This window comes from Streptomyces sp. CNX435 (assembly GCF_059570575.1).
Window position 1 is genome coordinate 15,054 of record NZ_JCANTA010000005.1, and the last position, 17,439, is coordinate 32,492.

Sequence of the window (17,439 nt, forward strand, 5' to 3'; positions counted from 1 at the left end):
CGAGTGCTAAAGGGCGGCATAACCTCGGCTCTGGCACTCCCCGAGGGAGAGTGCCAACACAGCGACGAGGCGGATCCGGCACCCGCGACGACGGATCCTCCAGGGTCGCCACCCCAGACATTCAACCCCGCGAGATCTCCGAAGGGGGAGGTCGGATCGTGACGACCGCCAGCACCAAGGTTGCCATCAAGCCGCTTGAGGACCGCATCGTGGTCCAGCCGCTCGACGCCGAGGAGACCACGGCCTCGGGCCTGGTCATCCCGGACACCGCCAAGGAGAAGCCCCAGGAGGGCGTCGTCCTGGCCGTCGGCCCGGGCCGATTCGAGGACGGCAACCGGCTGCCGCTCGACGTCTCCGTCGGTGACGTCGTTCTCTACAGCAAGTACGGCGGGACCGAGGTGAAGTACAACAACGAGGACTACCTCGTCCTCTCTGCCCGCGACGTGCTCGCGATCATCGAGAAGTAACGGGGCGCTCCCGCTTCTTCCGCAACCCAGGCCGCGCCCCGGATCCGTTCGCCGAGCAGGACATATCGAAACGGGCCGGGGCGTCGGCGCTCCCTACGGCGCCCTTTGAGAGGACCCACGTTTCATGGCGAAGACTCTGAAGTTCGACGAGGACGCCCGCCGCGCTCTGGAGCGCGGTGTGGACAAGCTCGCCGACACCGTGAAGGTGACGATCGGCCCCCGCGGCCGCAATGTCGTCATCGACAAGAAGTTCGGCGCCCCGACCATCACCAACGACGGCGTGACCATCGCCCGTGAGATCGAGGTCGAGGACCCGTACGAGAACCTCGGCGTGCAGTTGGTGAAGGAGGTGGCGACCAAGACCAACGACATCGCGGGCGACGGCACCACCACCGCCACCGTGCTGGCCCAGGCGCTGGTCCGCGAGGGCCTGCGCAACGTGGCCGCCGGCGCCTCCCCCTCCGCGCTCAAGCGCGGCATCGACGCCGCCGTCGCGGCCATCTCCGACGAGCTGCTGAAGGCCGCCAGCCCGATCGACTCCAAGTCCGACATCGCCGCGGTCGCCGCGCTGTCCGCCCAGGACGAGCAGGTGGGCCAGCTCATCGGCGAGGCCATGGACAAGGTCGGCAAGGACGGGGTCATCACCGTCGAGGAGTCCAACACCTTCGGCCTGGAGCTGGACTTCACCGAGGGCATGGCCTTCGACAAGGGCTACCTGTCGCACTACATGGTGACCGACCAGGACCGTATGGAGGCGGTGCTGGAGGACCCGTACATCCTCATCCACCAGGGCAAGATCTCCTCCATCCAGGACCTGCTGCCGCTGCTGGAGAAGGTCATGCAGGCGGGCTCGGCGAAGCCGCTGCTGATCGTCGCCGAGGACGTGGAGGGCGAGGCGCTGTCCACCCTCGTCGTCAACAAGATCCGCGGCACCTTCAACTCCGTCGCGGTCAAGGCCCCCGGCTTCGGCGACCGCCGCAAGGCGATGCTCGGCGACATGGCCACCCTCACCGGCGGCACCGTGGTCTCCGAGGAGGTCGGCCTCAAACTGGACCAGGTGGGCCTGGAGGTGCTGGGCACCGCGCGCCGCGTCGTCGTCACCAAGGACGACACGACGATCGTCGACGGCGCCGGGAAGTCCGACGAGGTCGCCGGCCGGATCGCGCAGATCAAGGCCGAGATCGACGCCACGGACTCCGACTGGGACCGCGAGAAGCTGCAGGAGCGGCTGGCGAAGCTGGCCGGCGGCGTGTGCGTCATCCGGGTCGGCGCGGCCACCGAGGTCGAGCTGAAGGAGAAGAAGCACCGCCTGGAGGACGCGATCTCCGCCACCCGCGCGGCGGTCGAGGAGGGCATCGTCTCCGGCGGCGGCTCGGCGCTCGTGCACGCCGCGAAGGTGCTGGAGGGCGGCCTGGACCTCACCGGCGACGAGGCCACCGGCGTGGCGGTCGTGCGCCGCGCGGTGGTCGAGCCGCTGCGGTGGATCGCGGAGAACGCGGGCCTGGAGGGGTACGTCATCACCTCCAAGGTCGCCGAGCTGACGGCGGGTCAGGGCTTCAACGCCGCCACCGGCGAGTACGGGGACCTGGTGAAGGCCGGCGTCATCGACCCGGTGAAGGTGACCCGCTCGGCGCTGGAGAACGCGGCGTCGATCGCCTCGCTGCTGCTGACCACGGAGAGCGCCGTGGTGGAGAAGCCGGAGCCGGAGGAGGACCAGGGCCACAGCCACGGCCACGGTCACTCGCACTGACCTCTGGTCGGAGCCGCGGGTCACGGACCCGGGCATGGTGCACGTCAGGGCGCCGTCCCCGTACGAGTGCGTACGGGGACGGCGCCCTGCGGCGTGTGTGTGGGCGCGACCGCCCGGCCTACGGCCGGAGGTCGGGGCCCGCCGTGGCGGAGCCGCGCGGTGCGGGGGTCTCGGGGGTCTTGGGGGTCTCGGGGGTGGAGCCCCCGAGCTTCGGGACGGGACGGGGCTCTCTCCCGCCGGTCACCGGGGTCCGTACTTGCGCCCGGCGCCGGAGGAGACCCGGCCGAGCAGGCCGCGGGGCACCAGCTTCGCCGCCCCCATCAGCGCCTTGTACCGCGGGTCCGGGATCGACAGCGTCCGCCCCCTCCTCAGGTCCCGTAGCCCCTCCGCCACCACCCGGTCCGCGTCCAGCCACATCCACCCCGGGATGTTGTCCGTCCCCATCCCCGCCCGCTCGTGGAACTCCGTCCGTACGAGCCCCGGGCACAGCGCCATCAGCCGCACCCCGCTGCCCGCCAGGTCGCGCGCCACGCCCTGCGTGAACTGCACGACCCACGACTTGCTCGCCCCGTACGTCCCGCGCGGCACGAACGCCGCCACCGACGCGACGTTGACCACCGCCCCGCGCGACCGCTCCCGCATCGCCGCCGCCGCGGCCGTCGTCAGCCGCAGCACCGCCTCGCAGTGCACCTTCAGCATCGTCAGCTCGTCTGCGAGCGTCACCTGCAGAAAGCGCCCCTTCAGCCCGAAGCCCGCGTTGTTGACCAGCAGGTCGACCGGCCGGTCCGCGTCCCCGAGGCGCTTCTCCACCGCCGTGATGCCCTCCTCCGTGGCCAGGTCCGCGGGCAGCGCGGACGCCTCGATGCCGTGCCGTTCGTGCAGCTCGGCGGCCTGCTCCCGCAGCCGCTCCGCCGTTCTGGCGACGAGCACCAGGTCGTGTCCGGAGGCGGCCAGGCGGCGCGCGAAGGCGGCGCCGAGGCCGGCCGTCGAACCCGTAATCAGCGCAGTGGTCATGTCGGCACGCTAGCGGGCCGCTCAGTGCCCGGGTATGCCCTCTGCCCCCGCCGCGCGGGCCGCCGCCTTGCGGGCCTTCTTCAGGGACTCCGGATGCAGCGCGTCGGCGGCGGCGAGGAGCCGGGGCAGCAGCTCCCGCTCCAGGGTGTGCGCGCGGAACCAGAAGGCGGCCGTCACCTCGTGGTCCGGGCGGTGCTCGACGCGGACCTCGTCCCCCGCGCGTATCTCCCCGGGCTCGACGACCCGCAGGTACGCGCCCGCCCGCGCCGCCTGCGTGAAGCGCTTGACCCAGCCCCGCTCGCCGAGCCAGCCGGCGAACGTACTGCAGGGGATGCGCGAGCTGGTGACCTCCAGCAGCAGGTCGGGGCCGATCCGCCAGCGCTCGCCGATGCGCGCGCCGCAGACGTCGACGCCGGCGGTGGTCAGGTTCTCGCCGAAGACGCCGTTCGGCAGCTGGCGGCCGAGTTCGGCGCCCCAGACGTCGAGGTCTTCGCGCGCGAACGCGTACACCGCCTGGTACGTGCCCCCGTGGTGGCGCAGGTCGCCGATGACGTCGCCGACGAGGCCGCTGCCGCCGACGCCCTCGGGGCCGGGCTCCTCGACGCGCACGGGCCCGTCGGCCGGCCGTTTGTCGATGCCGGTGACGAAGTCGGGGGCGTCGGTGATCTCGGGGGCGGTCTGCGGGCGGGCGAGGTTCACGGAGAGCACCTGCATGCCCCCGACGGTAACCGGCCCCTCTGACAACGCTCAAAGGACTTTCCGGGCCGGTGGTGGCGCTGCTGCCTGCTGCCCGGGTAGCGCGGCGCCTCAGTTGTGGGGTGGGGGCGCCGATGCCGGCGTCCGGTGCCGGGCCCGGCCCAGCAGTTCTTCGCGTTCGTCCTCCGTCAGCCCGCCCCACACGCCGTACGGCTCACGAACCGTCAGCGCGTGCGCCGCGCACTCCGCGCGCACGGGGCAGCGCATGCACACCTCTTTGGCGGATGCTTCCCGTGCGCTGCGGGCGGCGCCCCGCTCCCCTTCCGGGTGAAAGAACAACGAACTGTCGACACCGCGGCACGCTGCGATGAGCTGCCAGTCCCACAGATCGGCGTTCGGCCCCGGCAGCCGGGAGAAATCAGCCATTTTGCATCACCTTGGAAGCGCCCTGGAAGACACCTAACGGTCGTGACACTACCTCTCTGCGCATACCTGATGTAAATAGTACTCATAGTGAAAATAGAGAATAGCTGATCAGAGCGGTGCGAATTGGTGTATTCGAGTTATGACGCGGCGCGGCGCGGCGACTCCTACTCGGTGACCGATTCATCACGTAGAGTGGCGAGGAGTGTGGCCCAGGTCCCCGTGGCGACAGCCGTCGCAACAGGTGCCAGGAGCCCCCGTAACTCTTTCGGGTGACCGTCGTTGAGAGTGCGGAAGCGGTTGACTGCGAGTGCGTTCGTCCCGGGCGCGCCCGATCGGCGGTCGACCGCCGAAGGTGACGATACGTACCAGCCCTGGAGGCTCAAGGTGACGCGCATCAGCTCCGGAGGGCGGCCATGACATCCGTCCTCGTTTGCGACGACTCCCCACTCGCCCGAGAGGCGCTGCGCCGCGCGGTTGCGACCGTGCCCGGCGTCGAGCGCGTGACGACGGCGGCTAACGGCGAGGAAGTGCTCCGCCGCTGGGGTGCCGATCGTTCGGACCTGATTCTGATGGACGTACGGATGCCCGGCCTCGGCGGCGTCGAGACCGTGCGCCGGCTGCTCTCCGCCGACCCGGGGGCGCGGATCATCATGCTGACCGTGGCCGAGGACCTCGACGGCGTGGCCCTCGCGGTCGCCGCCGGCGCCCGCGGCTATCTGCACAAGGACGCCTCCCGCGCCGAGTTGCGGGCCACCGTCACGCAGGCCCTCGCCGACCCGACGTGGCGGCTCGCGCCGCGGCGGCTGCGCTCCACCGAGATGGGGGCCGCGCCGACGCTCACGGCGCGCGAGATCCAGGTGCTCGAAGGCATGAGCCACGGGCGGTCCAACGCCGAGATCGGCCGCGAGCTGTTCCTCTCCGAGGACACCGTGAAGACGCACGCGCGCAGGCTTTTCAAAAAGCTCGGCGCGTCCGACCGGGCGCACGCCGTGGCGCTCGGGTTCCGCTGGGGTCTCGTACGCTGACCTGCCGCGCATCCGCCGCGCCGGGGCCCAGCGCCCCGGGCCGGCGCACCCGCCCCGTACGCGGCGGCGGGCCCGCGGACGGGGGCCGCGGGCCGCGGGGCGACCCGGTTTCGCGCGCGAAGGCGCATGCTTGAGGCATGGGTTCTTCGGAGCGACGCGCATCGGGCACAGCGGAATCCCGGACGGGGGCGGCGAAGGGAGGGCGCTTGTGGTGACTGTCCGCGCAGTTGCGCATAACGCTTCGGTCTACAACGACGGCCGCGATGCCGCGGAACGTTCGACGGCGAGGCACCATGGACGGATGCGCGGCAACGAGACCACTGTGTCCCAGACGGCCGAAAGGCCGGTCGAGATCAGGGGACTCGTCCAGCTCGCGGCCGAGGGGGACGAGCGCGCGACGCATGACCTGCTGGCCCACGTGCATCCGTTGGCGCTCCGCTATGTCCGCACCCGGCTGCACCGGTTGCCGGGCGACGCACGGCACTTCGTCGACGATCTCGCGCAGGAGGTCTGCATCGCGGTGCTCTGCGCGCTCCCGCGCTACCGCGACACCGGCCGCCCCTTCGAGGCGTTCGTCTTCGCCATCGCCGCGCACAAGGTCGCGGACCTGCAGCGGGCCGCGATGCGCGGCCCCGGCTCCACCGCCGTGCCGTCCGACGAGATGCCGGAGCGCCCGGACGACTCGCTGGGGCCCGAGGAGCAGGCGCTGCTGAGCAGCGACGCGGAGTGGGCGAAGCAGCTGCTGGCGAGCCTGCCGGCGAACCAGCGGGAGCTGCTGCTGCTGCGGGTGGCGGCGGGCTTCAGCGCGGAGGAGACGGGGCGGATCCTCGGTATGACGCCGGGCGCGGTGCGGGTGGCGCAGCACCGGGCGCTGAGCAGGCTGCGGGCGCTGGCGCGCCAGTAGGGGCGGGTCGTACGCGGCGCCAGCGCGGGCCCCCGCACGCGACGTAGCCGACCGTACGCACCGCTACGCACCCGTACGCACCGTGCGCGTCGCTGTGCTGGTCCGTACGGTCCGTACGGTCCGTAGACCCTCCGGCCTCCGGACTTCGTACCTTCGCACGCCGGTCACCAGCCCCGTTACGGACCCGACCCGCGCGCCGTTACCATGGTCAGTCCCATCGGGCAAGACCCACCGGAAGGGTGTCATGACAGAGCGCGCCGCCGACGTCCCTGACAAGTTCGCCACCATCGGGCTCACCTTCGACGACGTGCTGCTGCTGCCCGGCGCCGCCGACATGGCCCCGGGTGAGATCGACACCGCCAGCCACGTGTCGCGGAACGTCAGGGTGAACATCCCGCTGCTCTCCGCCGCCATGGACCGGGTCACCGAGTCCCGGATGGCCATCGCCATGGCCCGCCAGGGCGGCGTCGGCGTGCTGCACCGCAACCTCTCCATCGAGGACCAGGCCAAGAAGGTCGACCAGGTCAAGCGCTCCGAGTCCGGCATGGTCGCCGACCCGATCACCATCCGCCCCGACGCCACCCTCGCCGAGGCGGACGCGCTCTGCGGCCGGTTCCGTATCAGCGGCGTACCGGTGACCGACGAGGGCGGCAGGCTCGTCGGCATCGTCACCAACCGCGACATGGCCTTCGAGCCCGACCGCAGCGTCGAGGTGCGCTCGATCATGACGCCGATGCCGCTGGTCACCGGCCATGTCGGGATCTCCGGCGCGGAGGCCATGGACCTGCTGCGCCGGCACAAGATCGAGAAGCTGCCGCTGGTCGACGACCGGGACGTGCTCAAGGGCCTCATCACGGTCAAGGACTTCGTCAAGGCCGAGAAGTACCCGAACGCCGCCAAGGACGGCGAGGGCCGGCTGATCGTCGGCGCGGCGGTCGGCGTCGCCGGGGACGCCTACGACCGGGCGCAGGCGCTCGTCGAGGCGGGCGCCGACTTCATCGTCGTGGACACCGCGCACGGCCACTCGCGGCTCGTCGCCGACATGGCCGCGAAGATCAAGTCGAACGCGGCGGTCGACGTCGTCGCCGGCAACGTCGCCACCCGCGACGCCGCCCAGGCGCTGGTCGACGCGGGCGTCGACGGCATCAAGGTCGGCGTGGGACCGGGCTCCATCTGTACGACCCGCGTGGTCGCCGGCGTCGGCGTCCCCCAGGTCACCGCGATCTACGAGGCCGCGCTCGCGGCCCGGGACGCCGGCGTGCCGGTCATCGGCGACGGCGGCCTGCAGTACAGCGGCGACATCGCCAAGGCGCTGGTCGCCGGCGCGGACACCGTGATGCTCGGCAGCCTGCTGGCGGGCTGCGAGGAGTCGCCGGGCGAGCTGCTGTTCATCAACGGCAAGCAGTTCAAGTCGTACCGCGGCATGGGCTCGCTCGGCGCGATGCAGTCGCGCGGAGGCAACAAGTCGTACTCCAAGGACCGTTACTTCCAGGAAGAGGTCAAGAGCGACGACCAGCTGATCGCCGAGGGCATCGAGGGCCAGGTCCCGTACCGCGGCCCGCTCGCCTCCGTCGTGCACCAGCTGATCGGCGGGCTGAAGCAGTCGATGTTCTACGTCGGCGGGCGCACCGTCCCGGAGATGAAGGACCACGGCCGCTTCGTCCGGATCACCTCCGCGGGCCTGAAGGAGAGCCACCCGCACGACATCCAGATGACGACCGAGGCCCCGAACTACTCCCGCAAGGGCTGACCCGAGCGGCCGGGGGATACTGGGCCGGCAACCGTCTGGAAGGGCAGCATCAGTGACTGAGATCGAGATCGGCCGGGGCAAGCGCGGGCGCAAGGCGTACGCCTTCGACGACATCGCCATCGTGCCGAGCCGGCGCACCCGGGACCCGAAGGAGGTCTCGATCGCCTGGCAGATCGACGCCTACCGCTTCGAGCTGCCCTTCCTCGCCGCGCCGATGGACTCCGTCGTCTCGCCGGAGGCGGCCATAAGGATCGGGCGCCTGGGCGGGCTGGGGGTGCTCAACCTCGAAGGGCTGTGGACCCGTTACGAGGACCCGGAGCCGCTCCTCGCCGAGATCGCCGGGCTGGACGAGCACGACGCGACGCGGCGGATGCAGGAGATCTACGCCGAGCCGATCAAGGAGGAGCTGATCGGCCGGCGGCTGGCGGAGGTCCGCGATTCGGGTGTGGTGACGGCGGCGGCGCTGTCGCCGCAGCGTACGGCGCAGTTCTCCAAGGCCGTGGTGGACGCGGGGGTGGACATCTTCGTCATCCGCGGCACGACGGTCTCCGCGGAGCACGTCTCGTCTGCCGCCGAGCCGCTGAACCTCAAGCAGTTCATCTACGAACTGGACGTGCCGGTCATCGTCGGCGGCTGCGCGACGTACACGGCGGCGCTGCACCTGATGCGTACGGGCGCGGCGGGCGTGCTGGTCGGCTTCGGCGGCGGCGCGGCGCACACGACGCGCAACGTGCTGGGCATCCAGGTGCCGATGGCGACGGCGGTGGCCGACGTCGCCGCGGCCCGCCGGGACTACATGGACGAGTCCGGCGGGCGGTACGTGCACGTGATCGCGGACGGCGGCGTCGGCTGGTCCGGCGACCTGCCGAAGGCGGTGGCGTGCGGGGCGGACGCGGTGATGATGGGCTCGCCGCTGGCCCGCGCGACGGACGCGCCGGGGCGGGGGCACCACTGGGGCATGGAGGCGGTGCACGAGGACGTGCCGCGCGGGAAGGCGATGAATCTCGGCGCGGTGGGGACCACGGAGGAGGTCCTGCTGGGGCCGTCGCACACGCCGGACGGGTCGATGAACTTCTTCGGTGCGCTGCGGCGGGCGATGGCGACGACAGGGTATTCGGAGCTGAAGGAGTTCCAGCGGGTCGAGGTGACGGTGGCGCGGTCGCGCTGAGCCCGGGCGGAGGCGCGGCGGCGGGGGAGTAACACCGTGCCCCTTCTGTCTTTTCCGAGTTGGTCTTTCTGATTCGGGCCCGTGAAAAGGCTGGAAAAGCAGGAAAGAGGCCGGGCCCCGCGCCGTACGCGCGGGGCCCGGCCCTTTGCCGTGTGTGCTGCGGCTCAGTTGCGGCTGCCGAGGCGCGACGCCGTGCCGTAGGCGGCGATGGGGGCCAGGGCCAGGAAGATCCAGGCCATGGCGCCCATGTCCTCGCGCCAGCCCTTGAACATGTCGCCGAAGTGGTCGGTGAGGATCTCGGTCGCCGAGCCCAGCTGACCGGCCGAGATCTCTTCGAAGATCATGGCGTAGCCGTACATCTCGCCCATGAAGACCGAGCCGATGGCGATGACCGCGCCCGCGATCCAGAGGCCGGGGTTCCTGCCGCCGAGCTTGCCGATCGCCGCGCCGATGAGCGCGCCGACGAGGATCGACGCGTAGCCGATCTTCGTCACTTCGCCGGTCTGCTCGTCGAACAGGGACTTGAGGATGAAGGCGTAGAGCCCCGCGGCCACGATCGCGGTGACGAGGGCGACGCCGATGGCGAGGCCGGCGTTGCCGGTACGGGCCGGCGGCTGCTGCGCGTAGGGCGGCGGGGCACCGAACGGCTGCTGGCCCGGGGTGCCGGGACCTGGCTGCTGCTGATACGGCTGGGACATAGGGATTTCCCCCCGAGATAAGGTTTCTGCCGTGCCCGGGGACAGTTGGTGGTGGGCGCGGTCAGTGTGACAGTGCGCGGAACGCTAGCAGTTGATCAGGGCCTGACAACAAGCCCTTATGGGGAGTCGTGACGCGACTGCGACATCTTGTTTCGCAGTTCGGACACTCGCTGGCTGACCAGGAACGCTTCGGCGGCGGCCACCAGGAGGAAGGACATGTCGTTCTTCCCCAGCACATCGGCGCTCCAGAATTCATATGCGGCGCCGACGTCGGCCGTACCGAGGTGCACCGCGGTCGCGGTGATCTGGGTGAGGAGTACGCCGGCGAGCGCCACGGGGATCGCCAGGAGCGCCGAGCCGCGGGCCTGCTCGCCCGCGCGGCCGACGGCGACGCCGACGAGGAGGCCGAGGGCCAGCGCCCAGTAGCCCAGCTCCAGAGCGCGCTCGCCCACGAGGCCCTGCGTCACTCCCAGAACCAGCGCTCCCGCCACGGTGGCGGCGGCGCCGACGGCGAGTGCCTGCACCAGCCGGGGGCGGCTGTCGGCCGTCGTCATCACCGCATCACCCATACGGCCGAACGGTAGCAGTTCCGGCGGCACAGATCCGGTTGCGGCACCCCGGAGAGCGGGTGATCCGCGGGCCGGCTACCCGACCGGCCGCACGGGCCGGCTACAGCCGGTGCGCCGCCCCCGTCGGCGCCGCCCCGCGCGTGTCCAGCAGCAGCTGCGCCTTCACCGCCAGCGCCTGCAGGTCGTACGTCCGGTGCGGCTGCAGCAGCACCGTCAGGTCCGCGTCCGCCGCCGCCTCGTACGGCGCCCCCGCCCGCGGCACCGGCCGGCCCAGCACCTGCCACGCCGTGACGTACGGGTCGTGGAACCCGACCCGCGCCCCCAGCCCCGTCAGCCGGGCCGCGACGTCGCTCGCCGGGGTGCGCTCCAGGTCCGCGACATCCGGTTCGTACGTGACGCCGAGGAGCAGCACGCGGGCGCCGCGGGCGGACTTGCCGTGCTCGTTGAGGAGCTGGGCGCAGCGCTGGACGACGTACCGCGGCATCCGGCCGTTGACCTCGCGGGCGAGGTCCACCATCCGCAGCGGGTGGTCGAAGCCGGGCGCGGTCCGGCTGCCCGGATGCGGCACGCGGACGGGGACGCGCCCGGGGTCGATGGGCACCCCGTGGCCGCCGACGCCGGGGCCGGGGCGGAAGCTGTGCGCGGTGCCGAAGGGCCGGGTCTCGGCGCAGCGGATCACGTCCCACAGGTCGACGCCGCGGTCGTGGCAGAACCAGGCCAGCTCGTTGACGAGCGCGAAGTTCACGTGCCGTACGTTGCCCTCCAGCAACCGCACCGTCTCCGCCTCGCGCGGCCCCCGGGCCCGTACGACCCGCTCCGCGAACCGGCCGTAGAACGCCACCGCCGCCTCCGTGCAGGCCGGGGTGAGCCCGCCGACGACCTTCGGCGCGGGGGCGGTGCCGGCCGGGTCGAGGGGGCCGGGGGAGTACGCCAGGTGGAAGTCGCGCCCCGCCCGGAGCCCGGAGCCCTGCTGCAGGAGGGGGCGCAGCAGGTCCTCGGTGCTCCCCGGGTAGGCGGCCGACTCCAGCAGTACCGTGGTGCGCGGCTTGAGGTGCCGCGCCAGTTCGCGCGCCGCGTCCGCGACCGGCCCGAGGTCGAGTGCGCCGTCCTCGGCGAGCGGGGTGGGGGCGCAGATCACGGCGGTACGGACGCCGCCGAGGTCGGCGGGGTCGGCAGAGGCGCGGAAACCGGTGGTCAGGAGTCTGCGTACCGCGGCGGCAGTGAGCGAGCCGCCGACCGGCGGGCGGCCGGCGGTGAGGGAGTCGACGGCGCGCGGGTCGGGGTCGTATCCGACGACGGAGAAGCCCGCCCCCGCGGCGGCGCGGGCGAGCGGGAGGCCGTGGTGGCCGAGTCCGATGACGGCGACGTCTGCGGGCATGTCTGCGGGCGTTCCTTCCCGTCGGTCCCGGTCCCGGGCGGGCTGATGCCCGGGGCGAGTAGAGGCTCTTGTCAGGCTACGGGCCTATATGACTGTTATTCAGTATTGAGCACTTTGCGGCGCCTGTGGTGTTGCGCGCACGGTGGCTGTACGCCGTGGGTGCGGACAGAATCGGACGTGGGCACGTGGGCTGCCGCAACGGGCGACAGGACAGGAGGCATCCGTGAAGACAGCGGTACTGGGGCCGGCCGAGCGCGGCGAGGCCCTCGCACAGATGGCGGAGCGCGAGCTGGACCTGCTGGTCGTCGGCGCCGGCGTGGTCGGCGCGGGCACCGCGCTGGACGCGGCCACCCGCGGGCTGGCCACCGGGCTGGTCGAGGCGCGGGACTGGGCGTCGGGCACGTCCAGCCGGTCCAGCAAGCTCATCCACGGCGGGCTGCGCTATCTGGAGATGCTGGACTTCACCCTCGTCCGCGAGGCGCTGAAGGAGCGCGGGCTGCTCACCGAGCGCCTCGCGCCGCACCTGGTCAAGCCGGTGCCGTTCCTCTACCCGCTCAAGCACCGCGCCTGGGAGCGGGCATACGCGGGCTCCGGCGTGCTGCTGTACGACGCCATGTCCGTCTCCCGCGAACACGGCCGCGGCATGCCCGCACACCGCCACCTGACCCGCTCGCATGCGCTGCGCGTCGCGCCGTGCCTGCGCAAGGACGCGCTCGTGGGTGCACTTCAGTACTACGACGCGCAGGTCGACGACGCCCGCTACGTCGCCGCGCTTGTGCGCACCGCCGCCCAGTACGGGGCGCATGTCGCCAACCGCGCGCGGGTCGTGGGCTTCCTGCGCGAGGGCGAGCGCGTCGTCGGCGCGCGGGTGCACGACCTGGAGCAGGGCGGGGAGTTCGAGGTACGGGCGCGGCAGGTCGTCAACGCCTCCGGCGTGTGGACGGACGAGACGCAGGCGATGGTCGGCGAGCGCGGGCAGTTCCACGTACGGGCGTCGAAGGGCATCCACCTCGTCGTACCGAAGGACCGCATCCACTCGACGACCGGGCTCATCCTCCGTACGGAGAAGAGCGTGCTCTTCGTCATTCCCTGGGGCCGGCACTGGATCATCGGCACCACGGACACCGACTGGGACCTCGACAAGGCCCACCCCGCGGCCTCCTCCGCCGACATCGACTATCTGCTGGAGCACGTCAACTCCGTCCTCGCCGTGCCGCTGACGAGGGACGACGTCGAGGGCGTGTACGCGGGCCTGCGGCCGCTGCTCGCCGGCGAGTCGGACGCGACCAGCAAGCTGTCGCGCGAGCACACCGTGGCGCACCCGGTGCCCGGGCTCGTCGTGGTCGCGGGCGGCAAGTACACGACGTACCGGGTCATGGCCAAGGACGCCGTCGACGAGGCCGTGCACGGGCTCGACCTGCGGGTCGGGCCGTGCGTCACCGAGGACGTGCGGCTGCTGGGCGCCGAGGGGTACCACGCGCTGTGGAACGCGCGGGCCCGGACGGCGGCGCGTACGGGCGTGCACGTCGTCCGGGTGGAGCACCTGCTGAACCGGTACGGGTCGCTGGCCGAGGAGGTGCTGGAGCTGATCGCGCGGGACCCGTCGCTGGGCGCGCCGCTGACCGGCGCGGACGACTACCTGCGCGCGGAGGTCGTGTACGCGGCCTCCCACGAGGGCGCGCGCCATCTCGACGACGTGCTGACGCGGCGTACCCGGATCTCCATCGAGACCTTCGACCGCGGTACGCAGTGCGCCGCCGAGGCCGCCGAGTTGATGGCGCCGGTGCTGGGCTGGGACCGGGACCAGGTCGAGCGCGAGGTCGCGCACTACGAGAAGCGGGTGGAGGCGGAGCGCGAGTCGCAGCGGCAGCCCGACGACCAGACGGCGGACGCGGCCCGGCTGGGGGCGCCGGAGATCGTGCCGTTGTAGGGCGGTTGCCCGGGTGCCGGCGTGATCGTTTGTAGGTGCATGTACGCACGCGGGCACGGGCCTTGGGCTGCAAGTACACCGCGGTTCGGGCCGTGGGCGGCGGAAGATCGATCACCGCAACCTCGCCCGGCGGGCAGGTGTGTCGGTGCGATGAGACACAATGGAGGTCCTGCCGGGGTGAATCGCTGAGGGGATCGATGGGGCGCGAAGGGGACGGCGCGACGGGTCGGCTGCTGGCCGGCCGTTACCGGCTCGGGGAGGTGCTCGGCCGCGGCGGCATGGGCACCGTCTGGCGCGCCACGGACGAGATGCTGGGCCGCGCGGTCGCGGTCAAGGAGCTGCGGTTTCCCACCAGCGTGGACGAGGACGAGAAGCGCCGCCTCGTCACCCGAACGCTCCGCGAGGCCAAGGCGATCGCCCGGATCAGGAACACCGGCGCGGTCACCGTCTACGACGTCGTGGACGAGGACGACCGCCCCTGGATCGTCATGGAGCTGATCGAGGGCCGCTCGCTCTCCGACGCCACCCGCGACGACGGACCGCTCACCCCGCGGCGCGCCGCCGAGGTCGGCCTCGCCGTGCTCGACGTGCTGCGCTCGGCCCACCGCGAGGGCATCCTGCACCGCGACGTGAAGCCGTCGAACGTGCTCATCTCCGAGGACGGCCGCGTCGTCCTCACCGACTTCGGCATCGCCCAGGTCGAGGGCGACCCCTCGATCACGACGACGGGCATGCTCGTCGGCGCCCCGTCGTACATCTCGCCCGAGCGCGCCCGCGGGCAGAAGCCGGGGCCCGCGTCCGACCTGTGGTCGCTCGGCGGGCTGCTGTACGCCGCGGTGGAGGGCCACCCGCCGTACGACCTGGGGTCGGCCATCGCCACCCTGACCGCGGTGATGACCAAGCCCATCGACCCGCCCAAGAACGCCGGTCCGCTGGAGGACTGCATCTACGGGCTGCTGCGCAAGGACCCCGACGAGCGGCTTGACGACGCGGGCGCGCGGGCGCTCCTGCGCGCCGTCGTCGACGCGCCGGAGGATGAGCCGGACGGGCCCTCGGCGGCGACGGCGCCGACGCGGGTGGTGCCGCTGCCGGTGCTGCCGGACGCGGGGACGGGCTCGGAGGCGGGGTCGGGTGCGGCGTCCGGCGCGGGGCGGGGTGCGGTGCCGCCGCAGGCGCCGGCGCGGGCGCGGCGGAAGAAGGCGGTACGGAGCGGCGGTGCGGGTGCTGCGGGTGCGGGTGCGGGTGTCGGTGCGGGTGCGCGGGCTTCGGCGCCGGCCGAGGCGCCGGCCCCGCCGCGGACGCCGCCTCGCACAGCGCCGCACCCCGAGGCCCAGCCCCGTACGCCCGGTCGGCCGGTGTCGCCGCCGCGGCAGCCTGGGGCGGCGTCCGGTACGCGCGCGGCTGCCGCCGGGGCGGCGGGCGCGGGGGCGGCCGGTTCGGGTTCCGCCGGTCCCGGTGGCGGTGCTGGTGCCGGTGCTGGTTCCGGTGCCGCCGGGGTCGGGGGTTCGGGGTCCGGCGGGCGCGGGTCCGGGTCCGGGTCCGGTGCGTATGCCCACGAGGCCGCCACCCGTACGACGGCCGCCGCACCTCCGCCGCCGGCCGGCGCGCCGGCGGCCCGGGCGCGGGCGGGTGCCGGCGCGCTCTCGGCGCGGGTGGCCGCGCTGCCCCGGCGCACGTTGGCGGTCATCGCCGCCGTGGTGGCGCTGGCGGTCCTCGGCACGGTGCTCGCCGTCGCGTGGGGCGGCGGCGACTCCGACTCGGGCTCGTCCGGCAACGACGGCGGGCAGAGCGCCGGCGCGGGCACGCAGGACGACAAGGACGGGCAGCAGGGCAAGGACGGCGACGGCGCCGGCAAGAACAACGCCCAGGACGAGAAGCGCCAGCAGCAGAACGACGAGAACGGCGGCGCGGCCGGCGACGCGGACGACGACGGCACCGCCGGCTCGGGTTCGGGCTCCGGTGACGAAGACGAGGGCGACGGCACGGGCGACGGCAAGGGCGACGGAGGCGACGGCTCCACCGGCCTTCCCGACGGCTACGCGACCCTCACCGAGCCGGAGTTCAACTTCTCCGTCGCCCTCCCCGACGGCTGGCAGCGCACCGCCACCTCGCCGGGCGGCGGCGGCTCGATCTTCAGCGGATCCCCCCGGTTCCCGCGCGTTCAGATCGACTTCACGTCCCAGCCCAACAACACCCCGGGCGGAGCCCTGTCGAACTGGCGCGACATAGAGGACGACGTGCGCTCGAACAGCCCCGGCTACCGCCGGATCTCGATGAAGGAGGTCGAGTGGCGCGGCTATCCCACCGTCGCGGACTGGCAGTTCAGCCGCATACAGGACGGCAAGCGGATGAGGGTCCTGGACCGCGGATTCGTCGTGGACGACACCCACGGCTACGCGATAATGATCAGCTGCCCGGCCGACCAGTGGGACGGCCCGGCGTGCCGCGGGCTGCGCGAGACGGCGTTCGAATCCTTCAAGCCGGTCGACTAACCCGCGCGAGCGGGGCGCAGACCCACCGTCGAGCACGTATCGTGATGTCTCGCGGACCGTACGCATCCGGACCTGGCTGAATACCGACCGCATTTGGCCCGGTCTCAGGCTCGTTGCGCGGTTGTGGGGAGGCGTTCGTGGACGACTACGCGGGCCGGGTGCTCGCCGACCGTTACCGGCTACCGGCTGCCGTCGACGCCGAACCCATCCACACGCGCGCCTTCGACACGTACAGCGGGCAGGACGTCCTCATCGGACAGGTGCCGCTGCCGGAGATCGTCGAGGCCGAGCTGATAGAGGACGGCGGCGGCGCCGACCCCTCCGGTTACGGGGGCGGGGCGGGCCGGAGTGCGGCCGGTGCGGTGGTGCAGCGGGCGATGGACGCCGCCCGCGCGGCGGCGGCGATCCCCGACCACCCACGGCTGGCGCAGGTCTTCGACGTGTTCGAGGAGGGCGGCAGCCTCTGGATCGTCAGCGAGCTGGTGCCCGCGCGGACGCTCGACCGGCTGCTGGAGGAGCGGCCGTTGAGCCCGTACCGCGGGGCGGAGGTCGCGGCGGACATCCTCACGGCGCTGCGCGCGCTGCACGCGCACGGCTGGACCCACCGGAACATCACCACGCGCACGGTGCTCGTCTGCGACGACGGCCGGGTGGTCCTCACCGGGCTGGCGTCGGGTGCGGCGGAAGAGGCGCTCTGCGGGTACGACCCGCTGCCCCCGCCGCCGGGCCGCGGCGAGCCGCCGCGCCCCACCGGCAGCCCGGGCCCCCCGCCCGGCACGACCCCGGCGAACCCGGACCTGGACCCGGACCCGGCCACGGGACCGGGCCTCCCGGGCGACCCGGCGGACGGCCGCCTGCCCCAACTCCCGGACCCGGCGACGGGTTTCCTCCCGGCGCAGGACGCGCACGGCGCTCCGCACGGCGCTCCGCGGGGGGCGGGACGGTCGGACGCCGGTGTTCTACCGCCGGGGTGGGACGCCGGACCGGGGCCGTACGACCGGCACGGGGACGGCTCCGCGGACGGCGCGGACGCGCGCGGCGGGGCGGGCCCGTACGGGACGCCGCCGTACGACGAGGACGACGAGGTGTGGCGCTCGGCTCCGTACGGGGCGGGGGGCGGTGGGCCGGCTGGGCCGGATGGGCCGGAGCGGCCTGATGGGTTGGAGCGCGCT

The 17,439-nt window shown here is 72.8% G+C and carries 14 protein-coding genes and 1 pseudogene; 9 read left to right on the plus strand and 6 right to left on the minus strand.

The window, feature by feature from the left end; all coding sequences use genetic code 11:
- The first annotated feature begins 158 nt into the window (after positions 1-158).
- Together groES and groL are read left to right on the plus strand one after the other, a co-directional pair.
- Positions 159-467 carry a co-chaperone GroES gene (gene groES / locus T328_RS11000; protein WP_047017603.1) on the plus strand — a complete coding sequence of 103 codons (309 nt, stop codon included), beginning with the start codon at positions 159-161 and terminating at the stop codon, positions 465-467.
- Positions 468-591: 124 nt separating this feature from the next.
- Positions 592-2,217 (plus strand): chaperonin GroEL, encoded by a 1,626-nt coding sequence (gene groL, locus T328_RS11005; RefSeq protein WP_496495779.1) that lies wholly within the window; start codon positions 592-594, stop codon positions 2,215-2,217.
- Positions 2,218-2,457: 240 nt separating this feature from the next.
- Here groL and T328_RS11010 read toward each other — a convergent pair whose 3' ends face one another.
- From T328_RS11010 to T328_RS11020, 3 genes are all read right to left on the minus strand, one after another.
- Positions 2,458-3,231, minus strand: a complete 774-nt coding sequence (locus tag T328_RS11010) for an SDR family NAD(P)-dependent oxidoreductase (RefSeq protein WP_496495780.1) — start codon at positions 3,229-3,231, stop codon at positions 2,458-2,460.
- A 21-nt stretch (positions 3,232-3,252) separates the two neighbouring features.
- Positions 3,253-3,945, minus strand: a complete 693-nt coding sequence (locus T328_RS11015; protein ID WP_496495781.1) for an MOSC domain-containing protein — start codon at positions 3,943-3,945, stop codon at positions 3,253-3,255.
- Positions 3,946-4,038: 93 nt separating this feature from the next.
- Positions 4,039-4,353 carry a WhiB family transcriptional regulator gene (locus T328_RS11020; RefSeq protein WP_496495782.1) on the minus strand — a complete coding sequence of 105 codons (315 nt, stop codon included), beginning with the start codon at positions 4,351-4,353 and terminating at the stop codon, positions 4,039-4,041.
- Between the two features lie 413 nt (positions 4,354-4,766).
- Here T328_RS11020 and T328_RS11025 point away from each other — a divergent pair, with 413 nt between their 5' ends.
- The 4 genes from T328_RS11025 to T328_RS11040 all read left to right on the plus strand — a co-directional run bounded on the left by T328_RS11025 (position 4,767) and on the right by T328_RS11040 (position 9,200).
- On the plus strand, positions 4,767-5,378 hold the full coding sequence (locus T328_RS11025; RefSeq protein WP_026276081.1) for a response regulator transcription factor: 612 nt from the start codon (positions 4,767-4,769) through the stop codon (positions 5,376-5,378).
- Positions 5,379-5,679: 301 nt separating this feature from the next.
- Complete coding sequence (locus T328_RS11030) at positions 5,680-6,282, plus strand: sigma-70 family RNA polymerase sigma factor (protein ID WP_496495783.1); 603 nt, start codon at positions 5,680-5,682, stop codon at positions 6,280-6,282.
- A gap of 244 nt (positions 6,283-6,526) precedes the next feature.
- Positions 6,527-8,032 (plus strand): IMP dehydrogenase, encoded by a 1,506-nt coding sequence (guaB, locus tag T328_RS11035; protein ID WP_496495784.1) that lies wholly within the window; start codon positions 6,527-6,529, stop codon positions 8,030-8,032.
- A 52-nt stretch (positions 8,033-8,084) separates the two neighbouring features.
- Entirely contained in the window at positions 8,085-9,200 is a 1,116-nt protein-coding gene (locus tag T328_RS11040) for a GuaB3 family IMP dehydrogenase-related protein (protein ID WP_496495785.1), read from the plus strand.
- Between the two features lie 164 nt (positions 9,201-9,364).
- Here T328_RS11040 and T328_RS11045 read toward each other — a convergent pair whose 3' ends face one another.
- The 3 genes from T328_RS11045 to T328_RS11055 all read right to left on the minus strand — a co-directional run bounded on the left by T328_RS11045 (position 9,365) and on the right by T328_RS11055 (position 11,845).
- The gene (locus T328_RS11045; RefSeq protein ID WP_496495786.1) at positions 9,365-9,898 is read right to left on the minus strand and encodes a hypothetical protein; all 534 of its coding nucleotides are present in this window, start codon (positions 9,896-9,898) and stop codon (positions 9,365-9,367) included.
- 116 nt (positions 9,899-10,014) lie between these two features.
- Positions 10,015-10,467 (minus strand): hypothetical protein, encoded by a 453-nt coding sequence (locus T328_RS11050; protein ID WP_496495787.1) that lies wholly within the window; start codon positions 10,465-10,467, stop codon positions 10,015-10,017.
- A 100-nt stretch (positions 10,468-10,567) separates the two neighbouring features.
- On the minus strand, positions 10,568-11,845 hold the full coding sequence (locus tag T328_RS11055) for a nucleotide sugar dehydrogenase (RefSeq protein WP_496495788.1): 1,278 nt from the start codon (positions 11,843-11,845) through the stop codon (positions 10,568-10,570).
- A 223-nt stretch (positions 11,846-12,068) separates the two neighbouring features.
- On the opposite strand from T328_RS11055, the gene T328_RS11060 reads away from it, so the two are divergent.
- The 3 genes and pseudogenes from T328_RS11060 to T328_RS11070 all read left to right on the plus strand — a co-directional run.
- On the plus strand, positions 12,069-13,775 hold the full coding sequence (locus T328_RS11060; protein ID WP_496495789.1) for a glycerol-3-phosphate dehydrogenase/oxidase: 1,707 nt from the start codon (positions 12,069-12,071) through the stop codon (positions 13,773-13,775).
- A 197-nt stretch (positions 13,776-13,972) separates the two neighbouring features.
- A complete protein-coding gene (locus tag T328_RS11065) occupies positions 13,973-16,267 on the plus strand; it encodes a serine/threonine-protein kinase (RefSeq protein WP_496495790.1) in 2,295 nt (764 codons plus the stop codon).
- A 377-nt stretch (positions 16,268-16,644) separates the two neighbouring features.
- A pseudogene (locus T328_RS11070) lies at positions 16,645-16,866 on the plus strand (hypothetical protein); the annotation flags it as partial.
- Positions 16,867-17,439: the final 573 nt, after the last annotated feature.

Bases quoted from the DNA above. Each gene is read 5' to 3' on its own strand.
- groL (WP_496495779.1), top strand. From the start codon at position 592: ATGGCGAAGACTCTGAAGTTCGACGAGGACGCCCGCCGCGCTCTGGAG.
- T328_RS11010 (WP_496495780.1), bottom strand. From the start codon at position 3,231: ATGACCACTGCGCTGATTACGGGTTCGACGGCCGGCCTCGGCGCCGCC.
- T328_RS11015 (WP_496495781.1), bottom strand. From the start codon at position 3,945: ATGCAGGTGCTCTCCGTGAACCTCGCCCGCCCGCAGACCGCCCCCGAG.
- T328_RS11020 (WP_496495782.1), bottom strand. From the start codon at position 4,353: ATGGCTGATTTCTCCCGGCTGCCGGGGCCGAACGCCGATCTGTGGGAC.
- T328_RS11025 (WP_026276081.1), top strand. From the start codon at position 4,767: ATGACATCCGTCCTCGTTTGCGACGACTCCCCACTCGCCCGAGAGGCG.
- T328_RS11030 (WP_496495783.1), top strand. From the start codon at position 5,680: ATGCGCGGCAACGAGACCACTGTGTCCCAGACGGCCGAAAGGCCGGTC.
- guaB (WP_496495784.1), top strand. From the start codon at position 6,527: ATGACAGAGCGCGCCGCCGACGTCCCTGACAAGTTCGCCACCATCGGG.
- T328_RS11045 (WP_496495786.1), bottom strand. From the start codon at position 9,898: ATGTCCCAGCCGTATCAGCAGCAGCCAGGTCCCGGCACCCCGGGCCAG.
- T328_RS11050 (WP_496495787.1), bottom strand. From the start codon at position 10,467: ATGGGTGATGCGGTGATGACGACGGCCGACAGCCGCCCCCGGCTGGTG.
- T328_RS11055 (WP_496495788.1), bottom strand. From the start codon at position 11,845: ATGCCCGCAGACGTCGCCGTCATCGGACTCGGCCACCACGGCCTCCCG.
- T328_RS11065 (WP_496495790.1), top strand. From the start codon at position 13,973: ATGGGGCGCGAAGGGGACGGCGCGACGGGTCGGCTGCTGGCCGGCCGT.